The organism is Vibrio variabilis, from assembly GCF_003263785.1.
In the GTDB taxonomy this organism is placed as follows: domain Bacteria; phylum Pseudomonadota; class Gammaproteobacteria; order Enterobacterales; family Vibrionaceae; genus Vibrio; species Vibrio variabilis.
Genome location: NZ_JYJK01000072.1, coordinates 1 through 21960 on the forward strand (window position 1 = coordinate 1; position 21960 = coordinate 21960).

The following is a 21960-nucleotide window of genomic DNA, read 5'->3' on the forward strand; positions in this document are numbered from 1 at the left end:
GTGGTCGATACGGTGTCCAAGCCCGACCGACTCGAGAAGTTGACGTGCTTTTGCTTCGTCCTCTTGCTCGCCTTTTAAAAGGCAGGGCAAAGTCACGTTGCCAAGTGCGGATAAACTTGGGATTAATAGAAAACTCTGAAAAACAAAACCGAGGTGCTCACTACGAATACTGGCTCTGTCTTCATCACTCATTTGAGAAATGGGATTAGAGAGTAGTTGGATATTGCCTGTGCTTGGCACATCTAAGCCAGCCAATAGCGTCATTAGCGTCGATTTTCCTGCTCCAGACGTTCCAACGATAGCGATGGACTCTCCTTCTTGAATCGACAGATTCACATCCTCGAGGATTGTTAAATGCTCCGTTTTCGTAGACACTACTTTGGACACTGATTCAGCTTTGATTATGGAAGAACTCATGATTCGGCAACTTTCCTCTTTGATTATTATTTTTGTTTCCTTGGCCTCTTTTCACGCAAAGGCGACGTCTATTCTTATTCTCGGCGACAGTCTAAGCGCTGGCTACAACATGTCAGCAGACCTCAGTTGGCCGACAATGCTCTCCGAGCACCTATCTGACGATGATACCGAGTACACCATCATCAATGGTAGCGTGTCAGGCGATACCACGGGCAACGGTCTTGCAAAACTGCCCGGATTGCTGCGCGAACACCAACCCGACTATGTGCTTATTGAGCTCGGTGCGAATGATGGACTGCGTGGCTTCCAGCCGCCTATCATTGAGCGCAACCTATCTACACTAATTACTCAAAGCCAAGAAGCCGGCGCTAACGTATTTTTAATGCAAATTCGTGTACCGCCTAACTATGGCAAGCGTTACAGCACACTGTTCGAGAACATCTACCCAAAGCTGGCCTCAGAGCACGACATTCCACTCATACCTTTCTTCCTTGAAGAAGTTATCGTCAAACCAGAATGGATGATGCAAGACGGTCTACACCCTAAACCTGATGCTCAACCCTTCATCGCACAATTTGTGGCTGAAGCACTAAAGCCGCACCTTTAAATGGCTAATTGGCGATTCTAGCAACATTGTTGCTGAGCAAATACGCTCAGAATCGCCAATTTGATGCCCTAGCTCAATATAATTTACAACACTTTACGCTATCTTGAGTTTTTATCATCGTCTTAGATAGGTTGTATACAGTGATAGTTGAACCAGTTATCAGCGGTGTTGTCGCAAAGACCTCTCACCCACAAGGGTGTAAAAAGGCAGTCGATGACCAAATCGCTTACGTAAAATCGGCTAGCCCGATCAAAAATGGCCCCAAACGCGTGCTTATTTTGGGCGCGTCATCAGGGTTTGGCTTAGCGGCTCGCATTGCTCTCACATTTGGCGGTGCAGACGCTGATACCATTGGTGTTTCTTTTGAGCGTGGCCCTTCTGATAAAGGATTAGGAACTGCTGGTTGGTACAACAACATCTACTTCAAACAACGTGCCCAACAAGCAGGCCGACGCGCAATCAATATTGTCGGTGATGCGTTCTCTCAAGATGTCCGTGAACAAGTTATTGAAGCCATAGAAACTTACTTTGAAGGTGAAGTTGACCTCGTTATCTATAGTCTAGCAACGGGCGTAAGACCAAAAGCAAACGGCGAATTCTGGCGCTCTGCTATCAAACCAATTGGTGAAGCAGTTTCAGGCTCAATCATTAACCTTGAAACACAAGAGTGGGAAGATACTCTGCTAGAGCCCGCGTCAGATGAAGAAATTGAAGGCACTTTAAAAGTCATGGGTGGTGAAGATTGGGAAAGCTGGATTGACACCCTGGTCAACTCTGATTCCGTCGCTAACGGCTTCAAAACCGTCGCATTCTCCTATGTTGGCCCTGAGATCACTCATCCGATCTATCTTGATGGCACGCTAGGTCGTGCTAAGGTCGATTTACATCAGACAAGTCATGCACTCAATCTTGAGCTGTCTAACTTTGATGGCAATGCCTATGCCGCGGTATGTAAAGCACTCGTCACTAAAGCCAGTGTGTTTATCCCAGGTTTGTCACCCTACCTACTGGCTCTATACAAAACCATGAAAGAGCAAGGTACACACGAAGAGTGTATTGAGCAAATGCAACGTTTGTTTGCAACCAAGCTCTACGGTCAAGACAAGGTTCCTCTGGATGGTGAGCGTTTGATTCGCATGGACGACTGGGAGCTCAATCCCGAAGTTCAAGATAAGGTTAAGCAGCTCCTATCTGAAATGAATCAAGATAACTTCAAGCAAATTGGCGATTTTGAAGGCTTTCAACGCGCATTCTTGAACTTAAATGGTTTTGGATTCGATGATATTGATTACAGCCAACCACAAGATGTTGATGCTCTAAGACGTCTAAAGCCATAAAATCCTTCGGCGAAAGATAACCATTGCTTTCGCCGTTATTTCCTCACAGAAACCGTCACCTCTCAACTTTGAGAATACGTTGAATAATCCTCTCGTTTAATCAAACTCTGCTGCAAATTCCCCCTTAACATCAATACAGCTCTTATACTGTAACAATCAGCTATTCGCTTCGACAAAGATGACGAAGCACAACCACAGGATGTGGTATACATTGAAGAGAAAAGATAAGTTGTCCATTCTGCAGAATATGAGTGGTCAAGAGCGAGATAAAATCCTCGCAACTATGCGAACACCAAATACCGCCTCTATCGCTAGGTCTATTTTCGGTTGGTGCTCGCTAGAAGCCAACTGCCTGAGATTAGGCTATATCACAGAGCAAATGAGTTCTAACGCGCTCACCGCATCCATTGAGGTAACAGCGGAAGAAGACCCTATTCTAGGCGCGTTGCAGTCATTACTTAGTCCAAACCCGTCGCTCACATTGCATTACCAACCCGTCTACTCTCTGTCTAAACACCCTGTAGGCGTTGCATTTGTCTTGTGCGAGGAGCAATCTCAAACTTCCAACTTACTATATCGCTTACAACAAACACTATCGGTGTGGTCTGCGAGAAAAGAGACCGCAAGGAAAATCCAATCCATTCGACGCGGCTATCAGCGCCAAAAAGCGGAACATCAACACTTAGTCGACACCGTTAACTACGACAAGCATAAGTTGGAAAAGCGCATGCTCTATCAACTCAGTCACGATTCCGCGACGAACATGCTCAATCGTTCAGGCTTAGAGAATGCGTTATTAGCTTCGTTCGACAGTGTGCCTATCGTTAACGGCGAAGCCTATTTAAGCGTCATACTGGTTCAATTTACCAATGGAGAACGCGTACAAGCCCGGATCGGGTGTGAAGGTTGGGATGAACTATTGAAAGAGTTTGAGCTAAAAGTCTCAGAAGTCACCGCTCAAATCCACTACTTTGCCAGGATCTCTACAACGGAACTTGCCCTTGCTACCGTCGTTCCCTCTTTTGACGATCAATGTCTTCCCAGACTGTGCAAACAAATTGCACAAGTCGCCAAACAAGGCTTTTTCTATCAAGGCAAGAAGTCCATTTACACAGCTATATGGGGTAGCTAATTCTTTTCACACTCAAGACGCCAGCCAACTTATTGATAACGCGTTCCACGCTGCGTTGGCATGTAAAGAATCCGGGGAACTCGTCTCTTTTTATACCCAAGCTGACCAACAGAGCCAAAAAGCATTCAACCAGTTAGAGCATTACCTCCTTCAAGCAGTACGAAACGATGATCTTATTTTGTACTTTCAGCCCAAGGTCGATCTTGTTTCTAAAAAATGGACTGGCGCCGAGGTTCTACTTCGTTGGAAACACCCAGTGCTGGGAGAGATGTCCAATGAAGCCCTGATCCATATGGCGGAACAAAATGGGCTGATTATCGAGGTGGGTTATTTTGTATTGAGTAACGCTATTGACCGTGCTTCAGAGTGGATTGAGTTTTCTCCGGACTTCTGCTTGTCAATCAACGTTTCCGCTAAACAAATATGCTTGCCTACGTTTGCTAGTAAAGTAGCCGCCTTGCTAGAGCAGTATGAGCTGCCACCTAAAAACCTCGAACTAGAGCTCACCGAAAGCTGCCTCGTTACCAACTTCGAGGTAGCCAAGTCCAATATTGATACCCTTAGATTGTTAGGAGTGAAGTTTGCTCTTGATGACTTCGGTACTGGATACGCCTCATTTAATTACCTAAGAAAGCTGCCGTTTAGTGCACTAAAGATCGACAAAGAATTTTTGACCAATATCTTTGATAATCCCCAAGACAAGTCTATCTTCCGCTCCATCACCAACATCGCCAGAAAGCTCGACAAGCAAGTCGTTGTTGAGGGCGTGGAAACGCGCGAACAACACCTGTTTATTTCCAATGAAGAGTGCGATGTCGGACAAGGCTATTACTACGCCAAACCGATGCCTCGTGACATCTTTGAAATCGAACTACAAAAACAGTATCCACCACCAAAAAATTTTGTTATTCGCTAGCCAAGTTCGTGGCTTTTGCTCAACATCCAAAATGGATTTGCTATTATTCAAGCAAACCCTTTACCCGCGATGGTTCGCCTCCTATAATCGCGCACCAACCTTTTGAAATTCGAGACATTCGACATGGATCTACTTATAGCCAAACTTAAAAAGATCGAAAAGCAAAATTATCGTGCTTACCAACAAATTAAAGGTAGCTACGATTTCACTGATTTTGAGTTTCATATCGATCACGTTCAGTCTGATCCATACGCAGCAGCCTCACGAGTGCGCGCTTTTCGCCGCTGGGCACCAACAGGCCTAGAATGGCTAAAAGAGCAATCACCAGCCTACCAGATTGCGGCGCGTGATTATCTTGCTAGACAGTTCGCTTTATTTGCTAAACAAGAGAATAGCGTCTCGATTTCAACAACCGGTCAAACCGTACTGGATTCAACAGCTGTAGTGTTTACTGATGAAGGGATTGAGCTTCGCTTTCGCATAAATCTGCCGGCCGAAGGTCGCAGCATCTTGGCGAAGAAAGCGATCAACATCATGACTTTCCATTTACCAAAGTACATTCGTAAAGCCACAATTGATCGCGAACTGGATATCACAGCTTTGAAGCATCACTGTGAAGTGATTGAAGACCAAGTCATGTTACGTGATCAGCTTGAAGCCAAAAATCTTGTAGCTTTTGTTGCTAACGGTAGCGTTCTTCCTCGTCTAGCGGGTAACTGCGACCTACCGATGAAAGAGGCGGTGCCTTTCACATCACCGGCTTCTTTAGAGGTGACTTTAACACGCCCTAACCAAGGCGACATAAAAGGCATGGGTGTTCCAGCAGGTGTTACCCTGATTGTTGGTGGCGGCTTCCATGGTAAATCCACACTTCTGAACGCACTGGAGAAAGCGATATACGATCATATCCCGGGTGATGGTCGTGAAGGTGTGGTGACTCTCAATAATGCTTGTAAAATCAAGGCAGAAGATGGTCGCTCAATCCACAACCTAAACTTAAGTAACTACATCAATCACTTGCCATTTGGTAAACAGACCAGCGACTTTAGCACTCAGGATGCTTCTGGCTCTACGTCTCAAGCGGCCTGGCTTCAAGAGTCTATTGAGTCTGGTGCGACCGCCATCATGATTGATGAGGACACCTCAGCAACAAACTTCATGATCCGCGATGAGCGTATGCAGGCGTTGGTTTCAAAAGGCGATGAGCCTATCACGCCATTTGTCGATCGAGTTGGACAACTTCGTGATGAGCTCGATATCTCAACCATCATCGTAATGGGTGGTTCAGGTGATTACTTAGACGTAGCTGACACTGTAATTCAAATGCACGACTATCAAGCGATTGATGTAACGGAGAAAGCGCGTGAGGTGATCAAGCTTCATCCAACCGAGCGCCAAAACGAGTGTGAGAAGCCGATTGAACTTATCCCGCCTCGCCATGTAGATTGTGCTCACCTACAGAAACTGCTTATCGACGGTAAGTATCGCGTTTCTGGTAAAGGTGGAAACAACCTAAGATTTGGTAAAGAACACATTGATGTTCAAGCACTAGAACAATTGGAATCGAACTCAGAGCTCAACGCGATTGGCTGGACTTTGTTCCAGTTTGCGCAAAATCCGGGCTGGTCAATGCATCCACCAAAAGATATTGCGACACTGCTAGAGGGAAATTGGAGTGCCACCATGCCAAACTCGGGCGATCTTGCAAAGCCACGCGTTGTTGATGTACTTGCGACCCTAAACCGTCTTCGAGCTGGAAAAATGAGACAGCCTCGCTAAACAACACTCTCTCATTAAACAAAGCCCTTTCGTTACACAAAATCGTTCAGCACAGCGTGGTCACTACTCTTTGAGCAATGACCACGCTTCACAATAAATCCGAAATTTTTCTGTATCCCCACCCGACCGATCTGGATGCCATTTCAAGGCTAGCCTACGCCAAGCATGGCGTATCTCCTTTTGTGTTGCTGATTCATCCAGCTCAAAACAAGCCAAAGCCTGCTTTTGTGACATTGTCACCTCGCCAACACCAACATGCTGCTTGTAGCGAGTCCAAAACTCTTCAAGTAACCGTTTTACTTCTCGGTTGTCCGCCTCGTAGTGTGACCAATCAAGATAATAATCACGCAATGGGTCTTCATTGGTAACGTTGTGTTGGGCGGGATTGTATGGCATTAAACGAATGTCCATCGCTTCGACTTGTAGCCATTTTTCAGGTAACAATATAGCCTGAAGCTGATAAAGAGCATTCATTAGCAAGAAGTTTCGTTTGAATAAATCTTTCTCTGCGCTGTCATCGAGGATTGGGATAAGTTCTTTTTCAGCCAGTACAGCAAACAGTTTGTGAATTTGAAGTCCATCGGCCTGCCGCTCTACTACGTTAAGTACAGACCATAGTAATGGGTTCTCGGTTTGACGCTGAACGTGTATTTGATGAGGTGAAAATTCCGTCAAGCCGCACTCCCTGTCTAAACGGTGATAGTTCTATCTCTATGGTAGCACTACATCGTAAAGAACAGGAAATGGCAACTAAAAAAGCCTTCACCGAGGTAAAGGCTTAAAATCAGAGGGGATTACTTACGCTTTACGACGCGCTTCAACAGCGTCTGCTAGCTCACGCAGCACTTGCTCAGTGTCTTCCCAACCGATACAAGCATCTGTGATTGATTGACCGTAGGTTGGCGCTACACCATCAACCAAGTCTTGGCGGCCTTCAACTAGGTGCGACTCAATCATAACACCAAAGATTGCATCTTCACCGTTCGCCATTTGCTGGGCAACATCTGTTGACACGACTTTTTGACGTTGGAACTGTTTAGAGCTGTTCGCGTGACTAAAGTCGATCATGACTTTCGCAGGTAGACCGTTCGTGGTCAGCTCGTCTTTGATCGCTTTAACATGGGCTGCGCTGTAGTTTGGCTCTTTACCACCACGTAGAATGATGTGGCAATCTGGGTTACCTGCAGTTTCAATAATCGCAGAGTGACCGTATTTTGTTACCGACAAGAAGTGGTGAGAAGCGCTTGCAGAGCGAATTGCGTCTGATGCAATTTTAATGTTGCCATCTGTACCATTCTTGAAGCCAACTGGGCATGAGATACCAGAAGCTAGCTCACGGTGAACCTGAGATTCCGTCGTACGTGCGCCAATTGCGCCCCAACTAATAAGATCGGCTACATATTGTGGCGTGATCATATCTAGGAATTCACTCGCTGTCGGCATACCCATATCAGTAAGATCAAGCAGAAGCTTTCGACCCATGCGTAGACCATCGTTAATTTTGAACGTGTCATTTAGGTAAGGGTCGTTGATCAGGCCTTTCCAACCAACCGTAGTACGAGGTTTTTCAAAGTAAACTCGCATCACGATTTCAAGGCGATCACCCAGCTCATCACGAAGGACTTTCAAACGTTTGCCGTATTCAACAGCCGCTTCTGGATCGTGAATTGAGCAAGGGCCAACGATAACAAGTAGGCGGTCATCTTCGCCTTCAAGAATGTTGTGAATAGCTTTACGTGCGTTAAACGTGGTAGAAGAAGCGACTTCAGTCGCTGGAAACTTCTCTAACACAGCAACCGGTGGTAAAAGTTCTTTTACTTTATTAATTCTTACGTCATCAGTTTGGAACATCGCTTACTTCTTCCTATTCTTTAAATCTACATCTTATGAGCGCGACCACCACAATCCATTCTGTGATTTGTATCGCGCTCTTTCCTGTAACTTATCCGCTTAGAACAAGAAGTGCAATCACTAATTTTAAAAAAACGCAAATTTCTTTACCGTTTTTCCAAATTAACGCTGTGTAAACTTTTAAATACAGCCGGTTTTTTGCCCTTAAGGATTGATTAACAAAGAAAATTTGCTGGATTTTCGACCAAACTCCTGTTTGGCCATACGATCAAGATCACTCAAAGTGACGCTGTCTGCCACCGATTCGTAGTTATAAAGTGACTCAGTGCCATAACCCAGTAACCAATAACGGAACAGCATAAAACTCATATTCTCAGGATTATCTGTCCAAGGAGAGAGATCGCTTTTTAGCTGAGCAACCACTTTGTCACGCTCGTGAACTTCGAAGCCTTCGAGCACTCCTTTGGTCACATCGTGGAACAAGTTCATGGCCTTTGCTTCGTCTTCTGGCTCTACATGGGCATAAAACGACCAACCAACTAAGCCATTTCCTTCCTGCACGAAACCATAAGCTTCTGGACTGTAGTCCAGTGAGTTGTCCACTCGAACCGTTTTCATTACTCGTTCATTTAGTAACCTTAGCAACAAGTCCTCTGCAAACACATCTTTTGCTGTTCTCGGTTCACTTCGCTCGGCAACTGTCACCATGTACACTTTAGATTTACCGTCGTCAGAAGGATAGCTGTCTATGGTCTTCACTTCTCCCTCCCCTGACGATATGAGCGAGACGGTAGGCCACTGGTATGCAGCTTCGCTAGTGAATTTTATGTTCGCTATATACTGCTCTAATATCGGTTGAAGCTGGGTTACCGGCTTACCTCCTACTAGAACCATTTTATAACCACGGTTAACTCGGAATAGTTTATTGTAGGCCTCCAGTACATCCTCTTTATCCACCATAGCAATCTCTGCTTCCGTTCTTGGTTGCAAGTGACTATTTGCATCCAAACCGATCTTAAACGCATCACTAAACGTCTTGAATTCAGGAGCTTGCTTTAAACGATTGAGCTCATTGGTGAGCATTGTCTTAGCTTTATCCACGGCCGAACTATCTACATCGGTCAGAGACATCGCATGATGCATTACGGACATGACATCTGCGACACCCTTTTCATTAGTCCCAAACACTACCCCGTGTTTAATGTCGTGAATGAAGGGTTCCATGTAACTATTGGTGCGGCGAAATGCTCGCTCTATTTGCTCTGGTGTTAAGGGGCCAATGTTGCTGTTAAGCGCAACGAGCGGGAATAGCTGTCCAGAGGCCATTGACTCGCTGTCAAGTACCGCCGAGCCACCAAGAGAGCCGAACCATCCGTAAAACTTATCTGCTGCTTTATCATGTTGCGCATATAAAACTTCAATGCCATTGCTTAGCGTCAACAGAACCAACTCATTGCCTTTCTTCTCCAATGACACGACACTTCCTTTGGTGCTTGGCGCAATAAGCGCTTTGGTCACGACCATTTCAAGTGGCTTGTCTGTTTTTTGCTTAAGTCCCACTTTAATGGCTCCAACATCAACAGTCTCAAGTTTGGTGTTCACCGCAATAATTGGAGATTGTGAAAGCAGCTTTTTGATGGCTTTATTGGCGTCTTTTAAAGTCATCTTGTCGACCAAACGACGATGAACAGCAACATATTGTTTTGGATCTTGAGCAATACTCTGTGCTTGCAGCCTACCGAACTTATAGTCGACTAGCTCTTTCGGCGTCCAAGTCTGAATATCATTCAACAACTGGTCATTAAATGAGTGCCAACTTTGTTTTACGGTATCGAGCTCCTCTACACTGATTCCGTGTTGCGCTAAAGAGGCGATAGCGCCAGTCACCGCGCGCTGAACTTGCTCTCGCTCTGACTCTTCAAACCCTACCCCAATCACAAAAACACGGTTGCTATTCAAATCCAACGTATGAGAATTGCTCCATTGCAAGGTAAACTCTGGAGAACGGCTCAGTTCAGACAATCTGTTGGAAATCAAATCACCAATAAAATAGGTACCTAGTTGAACGAGCTGATCAGCTTCGGTATTCACTATCGGATTTGGCATTTGATAAGCGAGATCAAGAGCGGCATGCTCCTGTACCAAAGCCTTCGCGACTAAAGGTTCATCATTAAACTCAATCGGCTTAATGAGAGCTCGTCTTGGCTGCTCGCCCTTTTCTAGTGAACCAAAATAGCGACTTATACTCGCAACTATGTCGCTTTGTCCCCAGTCACCAACGATCATGAGCTCCATGTTCTGCGGTTGATACCATTGCTGATAAAATCGCTTAAGTTCTTCCAAGTCCAAATTTTCAATAGAAGATTTGCTACCGAGGATGTCATGAGATTCAAGTTCTGTCCCTTGAGCAAGTGCAGATACGCTTTATCGGTGTAGGGTTGAGGCTCTGGTCTTCTTTGCCTCATTTCGCCAATGACCACACCTTTTTCTTGCTCAATCATCTTCTCGGTGATGGTCATCCCTCCTGCGACGTAGGCTAGCCAAGATAAAGCTGCGTCTTTTGACTCTTTATCATCTATCGAAAGTTCATAAGCTGTGTATTGGTTGAATGTAAACGCATTTAGATCAGCACCAAAACTTACCCCTGATTTAAACAGCTCTTCTCTTGCTGCATTCTGTTCTGGTACATCCTCTACTCTGAAAAATAAGTGCTCTAGAAAGTGTGCATAGCCAGATTGGTTTTGTGTTTCTTGAAGGCTCCCAGCATGAACAACGAGCCTGAGAGCTATCGGCTCTCCCGCTTTTTGATACTGACTTACCAAAAGACCATTTTCTAACTCAGTCGACATCCAACTTGGGTCTGGTTTAATGGGCGCATCGCTCTCTGGAGAACACCCAAACATAAACACGAATACCCAAGACAAACACCATAATTGCAGTTTTTTCATACCAATACCTAGCTTGCGAGTAATACCGGTAAACGCTACGATGTTTCATAAACCATTGAAATGCTATTCAATGGTTTGCATTTAGTTTTACGGCTCAATGCGAGTCAATTCATAAAACCAACCAGTAGGTCATGTCGTGAATAACCCTTCCCCCATCATCCTCGAACCGAAATACTATCTGAGCAACTTCATGACGTTGCTCCACAGCGTAGAGGAGCTATATGGTGATCTATTAGATACGTCAGAGCGCAACTGGTTACATCGCTTTTACCAGCTAGAGGAAGATGAACAATGTCTGTTGATCCGAATGATGACTCGCAAAGGAGAATGGTTTCGAAGCGATAAACTGATATACCCAGAACTTGGGGCTACAGAACCGTTACTCAGCAAACTCGAACTCTCGGGTTTCATCGTTCTCACTCTACCAAGCTCGCCGCATATATTGGCCGACAAGCTCCTGACGAAGCCTGAGCTTTTGTCGCTATATCCTGACTTACCAAAGGCACTTCGTAAGTCACAGCTTATTGAACGACTCCCTGAACAGTTTGAAAGCCCCACATTATCATTGCCATTTACGCCAATTGAACTTGTCGACAACGATAAACTGCCACTGTTTTGTTTACTGTTCTTTGGCAATAGGCATCAAGATTTCGCTCAATTTGTGCTCGAGAACTTAGGGATCCATACATTCGAGCAATACGAAGTTTCTACTAAGACACGCATATTCCATTCTCGAAATGAAATTATCTCATCACTGACATTAGGTGAACTCGCTGCCTCCTATGAAGAAATAGACCGTAAATCACAGCAAGCATTGCAAGATTTCTCTAAGCTCATACCAATGCCACAGGGCAAACACGCCTCTCGTACATACAATAAACTGGTTAATTTGGTTGCGCGCGACCTTGAGCGAGTTGGTGCATTCGATGACGCATTCGCTCTCTTTATACAAACCGTCACTCCACCTTCTAGGGAGCGTCAGGCACGTATTCTGAAAGCACAAGCCAAGCTGGAAAGCGCCCAAAAAATCGTTCAAACAATGCTCGAGAGTCCACTTAGCATTGATGAGTTTGAGGTAGCAGAACGCTTGTCAGCACCTCTGTGCAAAGCGCTGGGTAAGCCAAAACCAAAGGCAGTAAAGCTTTTGCCCCCAGAAGTGCATCGCAAACTTGATCTTAGCTCCAACCGTGTCGAACTTGCCGTTGTAAAAGCGCTGAACAAAGAAGGTTGGCAGGCTTTTTATTTAGAAAATCAGTTTCTAAACACCTTGTTTGGGCTCGCTTTCTGGGACATTTTATTTGCTCCTGTTGAAGGTGCTTTTGTAAACCCCTATCAACGCCAGCCCCTGGATTTGTATCGCAAGGAGTTCGTTGAAAGCCGAAAACAGTTAGTCGAAAACAGACTGAATGACATCCGCCTGCAAGGCATTTCTTGTTTGATTGACCGACACAAAAATAAAAGAGGCATTCAAAATCCGTTTGTTGTTTGGGAGCTGTTGGATGATTCATGGCTGAATCTGGCCATGGAGAGCATTAGCAGCGACCAGCTCATCGGCCTATTTGAAGTGATACTCTCAGACATTCGCGCATATCGAGCTGGTCAGCCGGACGTTGTTGCATTCAAAGATGGCGATTGGATGTGGTGTGAAGTAAAAGGTCCTGGAGACAAATTACAGCACAACCAAATACGATGGATGAAACAATTCGAAAAGCTCAATATCTGCTACCAAGTATGCTACGTCAACCATAGATAACCTATCACGCATTGGACAACTGCTGGTAAAGACCAAGACACCAAGCGCAAAAAAGCCCAGCGTTTAAACTGGGCTTTAGCGATTCAGTATTTAGAATTAGAAGTGCAGGTGAATGACCGATGTTGCAATGCACGCTGGGCGGCGCACACCTTCTATCTCAACTCGAATTTCACGCTCAATTTCTAAGCCTTTACGAATAGGTGTTACCTTAACCAAGGTACTCTTCGCGCGCAGGTTACTACCTACTTTCACAGGGTATGGGAACCGAACCTGATTAAGGCCAATGTTCACCATCATTTTCGCTGTCGGGAACAGTGGTTTATCGGGATCAACACTGTCGGTCAACGCTGGCAGCAATGACAAAGTAAGAAAACCGTGCGCAATCGTCGTTTTAAACGGTGATTCTTGTTCAGCACGCTCCGGATCTGTGTGGATCCACTGATTATCTTCTGTAATTGAGCCGAATTGATTAATACGTTCTTGACCCACATGAATCCAGTTACCCTCGTGAATCACTGTCCCTATTTGCTCTTGCAACTCATCGTATAGAGCCTGAGCTGCGGGCTTGAGCACAATTTCTGGTTCGACCTGTGCAACTTCTGGTTCATTGACCGCTGGCTTGTGATAGTCTCGAACCCACGCTAGGAAATTACTGTGGTTCGTTTTATCAACAAACTCAGTCCAATACTCTCTAATCGCTGGCGACATCCATTGCATAAGCTCAGACTGATGCTTAATAGAATCAGCTCTTTGTTTAAACAATTTAACAACTTTCATCTTGACCTCAAATCACAGTTCGCGAGAACTAACCGTAATATTTTGAAGCAACATGCATGATCACGCAAACATTTTCGAGCGAACATGCGTATTCTGAATGGTGTTTTATTTATTAAAAACAGCACCTTACCGATAAAAAACAAAGTTTTATTTTGTGCACTCCATCAGCCTCGAACCGCTACGAAACCGTTTGCCGTAAAAAGGTTCGCCTTTAAAACCCATCCATTGCGTAACGTTTCACCAGATTGAGCAGATTTAAAGCAAACGGTCAAAAGCATGAATTTTTCGCTTTACAGTTACCTCACCCACCTCTATTATGAGCGCCAACACGGAGAGATGGCTGAGTGGTCGAAAGCACCGGTCTTGAAAACCGGCAACCGTTAATAGCGGTTCTAGGGTTCAAATCCCTATCTCTCCGCCACATTCTAAAAAGCCGCTGATAATTCAGCGGCTTTTTTCGTTTTAATACCTTACAAACCTATACTTGCACGCCATTAAATGTTTAAAGCCTATTAGCAGCTAAACTTAATCCAGATTACTGCGAAATCTATAGGTAATAATGAAAGCTATCCTTCTTTTTCTCTCAATACTTTTTGTGTCTTTTCATGGATTCGCCCATCAAGAGCACGCTTTAGTTGTAAAAGCCAGCGCTTACACTTCTTCAGTCGGTGAAACGGACTCCACACCTAACATTGGTGCCTGGGGTGATACCCTTGAACCTGGCATGAAGTCCATCGCTGTGTCCCGAGATCTGCTCGATATGGGCTTAAACCACAATCAAGAAGTCAGAATTGAAGGGTTTGAAGGTACATACCGCGTTCTAGACAAAATGCATAAACGATGGACTAAAAAAATCGATATCTACATGGGAAACGATGTTGAGAAAGCAAAACAATGGGGCGTGCGAGACGTCACTATTTATTGGACCAACGAAGAGAAATAGATGGAAGATCCTATTAAAAAGGACGGCTGACTTTCAACTAGCCGTCCTTTTTTATTGAATCACACTAGGCATACCCCATTAGGCTCGGTAGCAAAGTACGATTCCAGGCATGACCAGTAGTACCGCTATAGTGATGACATCGGCAACAAAAAATGGCAAACAGCCACGGAAGACATCTTGCACCGAGCATTCAGGACGGACACCCGCGACCACGAAACAGTTAAGGCCAATAGGCGGCGTAATCAAACACAACTCGGCCATTTTCACCACGATGATACCAAACCAAATCGCGCACCCTACTCCTGACACCCCAAAAGCCGAATCTACAGCAGCCACATCCGCGCCACCATTGAGAGCAATCACGGCAGGATATACGACAGGCAATGTAAGCAGTAACATCCCAATCGCATCCATAAACATACCAAGCACAGCATAGGCGCAAAGGATAAGTAGCAGCGTCAACATTGGGCTTTGTTCCAGACTCACGATCCAATCGGAGAAAGCCGTTGGTAAATCAGCGAAACCCAAGAAACGAACGTATATCAGTACACCCCAGATAATTGCAAAGATCATCGCAGACAGTTTTGCTGTTTCCATCAAAGAGCTTTTGATTTCTTTCCAGCGACTACCATGAAAAATAGCCAGCGCCAAAATAAGTGAAGCGCCAAGCGCTCCGGCCTCGGTTGGTGTGCCAACGCCGCCATAGATACAAACAACAATAATGCCTACGACAGCAAAGATTGGCATTGCGCCCGGCAGCGTTTCGAATCTTTCCTTCCAAGTAAAGCCTCTTACCGGCGGGCCAAAGTTCTTTCTTGTTAGCGCCAAAAACACCACCAGACCGCCGTAGATCAGTGCGGATACCGCGCCAGGTAAAAAACCCGCCATGAGCAGTGCTCCCACATCTTGTTCAACGATAATGGCGTATATCACCAATATGGCGGATGGTGGAATAAGCGATGCCAACGTACCACCAGCCGCCACGACTCCAGCAGCAAATCGCTTGTCGTAGCCGAGCTTCAGCATTTCCGGTACCGCGATACGCGCAAAAACCGCTGAGGTGGCGACAGAGGCGCCCGATACAGCCGCAAAACCAGCCGTTGAAAATACTGTTGCCACCCCATCACCTCCCGGTAGCCAACCAACCCAACGTTTAGCAGCTTCAAATAAAGAGCGCGTTAAACCCGCATGATAAGCAAGAAAGCCAATAAGGATAAAGGTTGGAATGAGCGATAGTGCCAGTGATGACACTTTGGAATGAGGAATCGTGCCAGCCATCTTGATGGCAACGAGTAGCCCTCTCTCAAAGCCGAGTTTGGCAGAAAAGATCCAGACCAGTCCAAAGAAGCCTGCGATGGCCGCAGCAAAGGCGACGCGAACACCAATAACCACTAAGAGCAACATAAAGCCCGAGACCCAAAGCCCAATTTCAATCGAATCCATCGAGCCCATTGTGTCAAACAGAGACATCATTTCAACGCCTCCTTGTCATCATCACCACTTACCGTTTCGGCTTCTTTTGCAGCAACTTCCGCAGCAGATTCAATCATTGGGACTGCGACGGGTTTATCTTCTCCTCGCTTAAGTGCTCTAAGATACGCCCACAGTTGAAGCACTAATCTGAGCGCTAATATCGACAAAGCAAAAGGCACAACGAGTTTGGCAGGCCAAGTTGGCAAATTGATATCAACCGAAGAGTCACCTATCGAGTATGCACGCCAAAAGTGCAGGTAGGATCCGTAAATCAACAACGATGTGACCACCAGCATGAGTAGCGTCGAGATAAACTCGGTCAGCCACAGCCAGCGCCCTTTGAAGCGTCCAACTAGAATATCCATACGAATATGGCCACCCATGCGTTGGGTGTAAGCTATGCCCAAAAAGGCAATGAACGCCATGGCTTGCTCGACCCAATCGATGTAGCCACTAATCGGCGTTGAGAACAGCCAGCGGCCTAATATATTGGTGGTCGCTAATGCCACCAGTGCAACGATGACGCACCCTGCGGCGAGATTAAGTAATGACTCAAGTTTAAAGAATACCCTATCGACCCGACTTACCGCCGAGCTGTCCTCTAATACAGACGCAGACATACTCGAAATCCTTTTGGTATTTACAAATAAAACGAGCGCTAGTATTACCTAGCGCTAGAACAACTAATTAGAGATAGTGAAGTTAGTTTTGCTGTTTAAACAATGCGTCGGTGTAATCAAATAGCGCCTTAGCGTCGAACTGCCCTTGGTATTTTTTCACCCAGTCTTCACGAACTGAAGCCGCGAGTTCATTTAGCTGCGCTGTTTGTTCTGGAGTAAATGTCACCTGTTTCACTGACTCGTCCGCAATGGCTTTGTCGAATTTAGCGGTCGTGTTTTGCTCATAGTTTGAAACGTAGTAATCAAGCGCTTCTGGTACCGAGCTTAATAACGCTTCGCGGTGTTCCGGTTTTAGCATTTCCAGCGCTTCTGTATTAACAACAACTGGGCAGTTCGCAGAGCCAAGGTTGAGGTTAGTTGTCACCCAGTTAGCGACTTTATAAGTGTTGGTTGCTAGATGAGCATGAGGTGCAAACGAAGCCGCATCGATCACGCCAGAGTCCATAGATTGACGTACTTCAGAGAAAGGTACGGTTGTTTTGACTGCGCCAAGCTTGCCCAACACGCTCATGATCCCGCCAGGGCCACGCACTCTCAGTCCTTTAAAGTCTTCCAAAGAGCCGAGGTCGTCACTTTTACTGGCAATATTGTACTGAGGGAGAGGCGTTGGCATTAACAAGGTTGCGTTCCATCTCGCCAAATCTTTTTTCACCTCAGGGTGATTAAACACCTCGGTATAAATCTCTCCTACTCGCGCTAAAGACACATCTTGTGAGAAAGGCAGCTCAGTCACCGTGATTGTCGGGTTTTTGTCGGTATGGTAGAAAGAACAAAACTGTGCCATTTCAAATGCACCAAACGAAATGCCATCTAGGTTTTCACGTGCCTTCGACAATCCACCATAGGAGAGCACCAGCTTGAAATCGCCGTTGGTTTTTTGCTCTACCAATTCAGATAACTTTTCAACATTCTCGGTAAACGCACGACGTTTACCCCATAAAGAGACATTCCACTCAGTAGCAGCATGAACTTCTGCCGCGACGAATCCTGTCAAAATAAGTGATACTGTTAATGCCGTTTTCGTTACTTTCATCGACAACTTCTCCTAATCCTTTTCTTATCTTTAGCGCACGTTGCCCGCGCCACTACGAGCCCAGAATCCACTGTTTACCTGGGTCTTAAGCTAACTCAATGATAAGAATAGAATATTGTTAACATTTCGCTCAAAATGTTAACGTTTTTGCAGCGCAGGGCACGTTATCTTTATCCAAAAACACCGCAACTGGTCACTCATCACGGCAGTCAATTTAAAGCCCGTTCATTACTGAAGGTTATGATGATTGACCCTCTCTTGCAGATACACTAGCATCGCCCTGATTTTACTCGACGCCTGTTTTATTGAGTCTTTTATGAAGCACATTCTTTCTTTGGCTATTCCTCTTATTATCTCTCAACTTATCTCAATGGCGTTGGTATTAACGGATGTCTGGATGATGGCCAAACTCAGCGTGGAAGATCTTGCAGGCGGCGGATTGGGCGCGTCCGTATATACATTCGTTTTTCTGGTTGCAGGAAGCATCGTTGGCTGCGTAGCAAACCTAATTGCGATAGCCCACGGGCAAAGCGTCGCAAGGCCGTCCTTTGGCAGACAGCAAATACGTTTTGCCATTAAGGGCGCTCTTATTCTCTCTATCGTAATAACCGCACTTGCTAGTCTGACTCTTAATCTCACAGGTGAGTTACTGGTCGTAGCAAAACAGCCCGTTGACGCCATTCCGATCGCTACCAACTATCTCGATGCTCTCAAATGGGCCATGTTACCTACCCTGCTCTTATTGATCTTGCGCGGTCTGACGAGCACATTTGGCGATGCAAAGTCAGTAATGTGGATGTCCCTCGCCACTGTCGTACTCAACGTACCGCTAAGCTATTGGTTTGCTTTTACACTTAAAGGTGGAATTGCCGGGCTTGGTTGGGGTACAACTCTAGCGGCAACATTAATTCTGTTTGCATACGGTGCGTGGGTGTTTCGTCAAGAAAAGTACTATCGGTTCGCGCCGTGGAAACGGATGTCAGAGTATTCATGGCGCTTAACACTCCCGCTGTTATCTCTCGGCTTACCTATCGCCGTTGCTAGTGCATTAGAACTCAGCCTGATTTATGGTAGTACCATACTCGCAGGCATGCTTGGCGTGACAGCACTGGCGCTGCACCAAGTGCTCCTTCAATGCTTGAACTTTAGTTTCAACATTAATTTTGGCTTTTCCCAAGCCGCTGCAATTTTGACAGGCAAAGACTTTGGTCAAGATCGCTTTGAAAGCATCAAAATGACAGCACGCAGGAGTTTCATTCTAGTCACATTGATCAGCGCAGTATTGGCGATAACGTTTAGTACCTGGCCTCACCTTATCGCTGACATCTTTCAACTTGATGGTTCAAATGACAACCTTAGCAATCAGCTTGCTTCTATCATTTGGGTTGTTGCACTTTGCTTCATGGTCGATGGTTGGCAACTCCTTGCCATGAACCTGTTGCGTGGTATGAAAATCGTAACTGTGCCAATGATAATAACCGCTATTGGTTATTGGGGCTTTGGTATCAGCAGTGCGTGGTGGCTGATGGCACACTTCCAATTAGCGGGCGTCTGGGGCGGCGTTGCAATTGGCCTCGCGGCGACAGGCATAATGCTAATAGGGCTGCTAGCCGTTTCCTTCAGGCGTTGAGTGATGGCTCCAACCGTAACTCAAAAACTTCCAGAAACACTGTTACTAATTGTGCATATTTTCTTTGCGTCTTTGAATAACGTTTCTGCAAGCTCTCGGTCTGGATGAATGCTGTTACTTAACTGGATGTCATAGTGGGTAAAATGAGCCGGCAGAAACTCACCCTTGTGCCCAGTAATTTGGAGATGAAATGGATGTATTTCGTTTTTTCTTCGAAGCGCAAGCTTTTGCAAAGAGATAGCCATACAAGAGCCAATTGAATACAGAAAAGTCTCTGCGGGATTATCTAAAACGGGAGCGACTGAAAGCTCACTAAGTACACGGCCATACCTTAGACCTTTATGCTCATCGAACGAGACAAATATAGGGCCTTCACTCGATGGCTTAACTCTCAACGTCATGTCCTTCTCCATTTGCGTCTGTCTAGGCAAACACTAATGGATCTTTTTGTTGTTGTACATCTTAGTCATCGGTGCCTAGAAGCACGATAAACGGCCGTGTTCCAGATACTAGTCTGTATAAAACCAAGCACTCCATCAGGAGTGCTTGGTTTCTGTGTTGTTTCAAACGGAATTTGAGCAACCTAAAGCTCGACCGATACCATTTCACCATCCACTGTTAACTCAAGAGTATCGCCGACTAGCTTGTGAGACACTTCCACTTGCTGACCTTCGTTCTTGTTTGGAACAAGTAAAGTCAGAATGTTGTGCTCTTTCGCGGCACCGAACCCAACTTCCACGTGGCGGTGGATTTCAAGATCTTGGTACTCGTATGGGTCAACCTCGCCAAAGCCTTCAACATTCTTCACAGACAGAATGTTGTCTTGGGATTCGTTGATAAAGTTTACGTCTAGGTGTGCTACTTCGCCTTGAATGGTGAATGACTTGTCAGCCACTTCGTTAGCGAATGTGGTGTGCATTAACCATGTCATGTCCTTCTCTTCAGATAGAGAAGCCTTGTCTTGCATCACGAATACTTTGCCCTTCACAAACCAGATCTTACGCTTGTAAGACTCAATTTCAGGAACAAAGTACTTGTAAGATGCGGTTGCGTCACCTTCTACCATCTTCACATCAGATTCTGTGTCGTAATCGGTGATCTGACCGCCAGCTTCAATACAGAAGCGATCTTGGTGACCTTCGTAGCCTGTGTTTTTGTTCTCACCGTACTGACCTTTACCACCAAATAGAGGCAGGTTCTTAGAGAACGTTTGACGACGCCACTTAGTGTGCATATCCACACCGAAGCCACCATAGTAGCCAGTAATCGCTGCTAGCGTCTCTCCGAATGCATGTAGAGTGAACGCATTCTGGTCACCGTGTGAGTGAGAGATAGAACCGAACGGAGAACACTTAAATACCATATGGATATGGTTATCACGCTCAGTCATCTTGTTATGGAACGCTGCCCAACCAGTGATTGGGAATACTTTCAATAGTGGATCGTTTGAAGGCGCTTGCTCTTCTGGAGCATCCCATAGAATGTTGAAGCGCAGATCGTCGTAACCAAAGTCCCACCAGCCAAAGTTATAAAACTTCGTGTGCGCTTCAGTATCGCGACCTTTAAGCTGGTTGTAGTACCAAACGTACTCCGGCTTTTGGTTAACACCTGCGTAGTGCTTGATGTTGTATGCCAACTTAAGACCCGGGAAATCACCGATTGAAGACTGGTCACAGAAGCTCGCGCGCTTAGAGTGAACAGGCATGCAATACAGCGGGAAGTCACCTGTGTTCTCGTAGAATGTCTTATTGAACATATCTACGCCACAGTAAGCTTTCAATAGGTCGAATGCTTCGCCTAGGAATGCAGTTTGCGTATTCCAGTAATCAGGACCTTCTGCCCAACCGCCATCTTCACCGCCCCATGGTGGGTAGTGTACTGCGTAGTATTCCAATGCGTACGCAATGTACTCACCCGCTTTCGGGTGGTCATGATATAGCGCGATACAGGTCGGGATGATAGCAGAAGAGATAGAACGAACACCGTGGCTATTCAGTGGGTTGTTGAGTAGATCAACCGTTACTTTTAGGTGGTGCATGATTTCGTCTAGACGCTCGATCAGTGCATCTTGAACTTGCTGACGCTCTTCATCTGTGAAATAAGCGTGTAGCCAATCGTAACCCCAAGCCATTGCTGCGATAACGCGGAAAGCGGCTTCGTCGTTATAACCACGAGAAGTCACACCTTCAGGATCGTAAGTAGACAGCTTCAACGTCCACGCTTTTGCTTTCGCGATCAGATCTTCATCTTCTTTAACGATACCCGCGATAGCAAGGTTACGAGTTGCGTTTAGAGCCATTTGGCAATCAACGTACATTTGACGCCAGTATGGACGCCATAGAGACGCCTTACCAACGGTCTCTTCTGGATATGGCTTTGGCTCTTCATAAGGCGTGGTATCCAAAAACTTAACCGTTGAGTTGTTGTAGAAGTCATCGAACATGCAGTGAGATTCATCTGCACGTACAGCCGCTTTAAATGCTTCCAAATCAGCAGACTGGACAAGAAGGCGCGGACGCGCTTCGCTCAGGTTATCTAGGAATGACAAATCAAAGTCACGTTTTTGTACTTCGATTGGGAGTAGGTCTACAAGGTTACCCGCTGAAGTGTCGTTTTCCAGCTTCATCTTCCTGATGGCATCAAGAGATTTTTGGTTGCTCATGCTAACTCTCTTATTTCAAATT

19 protein-coding genes and 1 tRNA gene are annotated in these 21960 nt (G+C 45.7%); 9 read left to right on the forward strand and 11 right to left on the reverse strand.

Features of this window, described 5'->3' with window-relative positions:
- On the reverse strand, positions 1–417 hold a 417-nt coding region (locus TZ48_RS10575), incomplete at its 3' end, for an ATP-binding cassette domain-containing protein (protein ID WP_162674535.1).
- Here TZ48_RS10575 and TZ48_RS10580 point away from each other — a divergent pair.
- The 5 genes from TZ48_RS10580 to TZ48_RS10600 all read left to right on the forward strand — a co-directional run bounded on the left by TZ48_RS10580 (position 416) and on the right by TZ48_RS10600 (position 6188).
- Complete coding sequence (locus TZ48_RS10580; RefSeq protein WP_112479118.1) at positions 416–1024, forward strand: arylesterase; 609 nt, start codon at positions 416–418, stop codon at positions 1022–1024. The two genes, TZ48_RS10575 and TZ48_RS10580, sit on opposite strands and share 2 nt — an antisense overlap.
- A 140-nt stretch (positions 1025–1164) precedes the next feature.
- The gene (fabV, locus tag TZ48_RS10585) at positions 1165–2361 is read left to right on the forward strand and encodes an enoyl-ACP reductase FabV (protein WP_112479119.1); all 1197 of its coding nucleotides are present in this window, start codon (positions 1165–1167) and stop codon (positions 2359–2361) included.
- A 211-nt stretch (positions 2362–2572) separates the two neighbouring features.
- On the forward strand, positions 2573–3493 hold the full coding sequence (locus TZ48_RS10590) for a diguanylate cyclase domain-containing protein (protein WP_162674536.1): 921 nt from the start codon (positions 2573–2575) through the stop codon (positions 3491–3493).
- Entirely contained in the window at positions 3420–4409 is a 990-nt protein-coding gene (locus tag TZ48_RS10595; protein WP_239670791.1) for a putative bifunctional diguanylate cyclase/phosphodiesterase, read from the forward strand. Before TZ48_RS10590 ends, TZ48_RS10595 begins: the two co-directional genes overlap by 74 nt.
- Before the next feature lie 123 nt (positions 4410–4532).
- Positions 4533–6188, forward strand: a complete 1656-nt coding sequence (locus TZ48_RS10600; protein WP_112479122.1) for an ABC-ATPase domain-containing protein — start codon at positions 4533–4535, stop codon at positions 6186–6188.
- 63 nt (positions 6189–6251) lie between these two features.
- Here the strand turns inward: TZ48_RS10600 and TZ48_RS10605 are convergent, their stop codons facing one another.
- The 4 genes from TZ48_RS10605 to TZ48_RS10620 all read right to left on the reverse strand — a co-directional run bounded on the left by TZ48_RS10605 (position 6252) and on the right by TZ48_RS10620 (position 10987).
- Positions 6252–6863: a DNA-J related domain-containing protein gene (locus TZ48_RS10605; RefSeq protein WP_112479123.1), complete on the reverse strand. Its 612-nt coding sequence runs from the start codon at positions 6861–6863 to the stop codon at positions 6252–6254.
- A gap of 123 nt (positions 6864–6986) precedes the next feature.
- Positions 6987–8039 (reverse strand): 3-deoxy-7-phosphoheptulonate synthase AroG, encoded by a 1053-nt coding sequence (aroG, locus tag TZ48_RS10610; protein ID WP_112462707.1) that lies wholly within the window; start codon positions 8037–8039, stop codon positions 6987–6989.
- A 204-nt stretch (positions 8040–8243) separates the two neighbouring features.
- Positions 8244–10382, reverse strand: coding sequence for a M16 family metallopeptidase (locus TZ48_RS10615; RefSeq protein ID WP_162674538.1), 2139 nt, complete (start codon positions 10380–10382; stop codon positions 8244–8246).
- Complete coding sequence (locus TZ48_RS10620) at positions 10322–10987, reverse strand: M16 family metallopeptidase (RefSeq protein WP_112479125.1); 666 nt, start codon at positions 10985–10987, stop codon at positions 10322–10324. The genes TZ48_RS10615 and TZ48_RS10620 overlap by 61 nt, the downstream gene beginning before the upstream one ends.
- 136 nt (positions 10988–11123) lie before the next feature.
- Between TZ48_RS10620 and TZ48_RS10625 the strand changes: the two genes are divergently transcribed.
- Positions 11124–12740: a VRR-NUC domain-containing protein gene (locus TZ48_RS10625; protein ID WP_162674539.1), complete on the forward strand. Its 1617-nt coding sequence runs from the start codon at positions 11124–11126 to the stop codon at positions 12738–12740.
- 96 nt (positions 12741–12836) lie between these two features.
- Here TZ48_RS10625 and TZ48_RS10630 read toward each other — a convergent pair whose 3' ends face one another.
- Positions 12837–13517: a MaoC family dehydratase gene (locus TZ48_RS10630; RefSeq protein WP_112479127.1), complete on the reverse strand. Its 681-nt coding sequence runs from the start codon at positions 13515–13517 to the stop codon at positions 12837–12839.
- 330 nt (positions 13518–13847) lie between these two features.
- Here TZ48_RS10630 and TZ48_RS10635 point away from each other — a divergent pair.
- Together TZ48_RS10635 and TZ48_RS10640 are read left to right on the forward strand one after the other, a co-directional pair.
- Positions 13848–13938 (forward strand) — tRNA-Ser (locus TZ48_RS10635).
- A gap of 138 nt (positions 13939–14076) precedes the next feature.
- Positions 14077–14460, forward strand: a complete 384-nt coding sequence (locus TZ48_RS10640) for a 3D domain-containing protein (RefSeq protein ID WP_112479128.1) — start codon at positions 14077–14079, stop codon at positions 14458–14460.
- 78 nt (positions 14461–14538) lie between these two features.
- On the opposite strand, the gene TZ48_RS10645 is transcribed toward TZ48_RS10640, so the two are convergent.
- The 3 genes from TZ48_RS10645 to dctP form a co-directional block, all read right to left on the reverse strand.
- Entirely contained in the window at positions 14539–15933 is a 1395-nt protein-coding gene (locus TZ48_RS10645; RefSeq protein ID WP_239670792.1) for a TRAP transporter large permease, read from the reverse strand.
- Positions 15930–16553: a TRAP transporter small permease subunit gene (locus tag TZ48_RS10650; protein ID WP_112479129.1), complete on the reverse strand. Its 624-nt coding sequence runs from the start codon at positions 16551–16553 to the stop codon at positions 15930–15932. Before TZ48_RS10650 ends, TZ48_RS10645 begins: the two co-directional genes overlap by 4 nt.
- A gap of 82 nt (positions 16554–16635) precedes the next feature.
- Positions 16636–17646 (reverse strand): TRAP transporter substrate-binding protein DctP, encoded by a 1011-nt coding sequence (gene dctP / locus TZ48_RS10655; RefSeq protein ID WP_112479130.1) that lies wholly within the window; start codon positions 17644–17646, stop codon positions 16636–16638.
- A 316-nt stretch (positions 17647–17962) separates the two neighbouring features.
- On the opposite strand from dctP, the gene TZ48_RS10660 reads away from it, so the two are divergent.
- Positions 17963–19276 carry an MATE family efflux transporter gene (locus TZ48_RS10660; protein ID WP_112479131.1) on the forward strand — a complete coding sequence of 438 codons (1314 nt, stop codon included), beginning with the start codon at positions 17963–17965 and terminating at the stop codon, positions 19274–19276.
- Positions 19277–19296: 20 nt separating this feature from the next.
- Here the strand turns inward: TZ48_RS10660 and TZ48_RS10665 are convergent, their stop codons facing one another.
- On the reverse strand, positions 19297–19677 hold the full coding sequence (locus tag TZ48_RS10665; RefSeq protein WP_162674540.1) for an OsmC family protein: 381 nt from the start codon (positions 19675–19677) through the stop codon (positions 19297–19299).
- 182 nt (positions 19678–19859) lie between these two features.
- Entirely contained in the window at positions 19860–21938 is a 2079-nt protein-coding gene (locus TZ48_RS10670; protein ID WP_112479133.1) for a DUF4962 domain-containing protein, read from the reverse strand.
- Between the last annotated feature and the right edge of the window lie 22 nt (positions 21939–21960).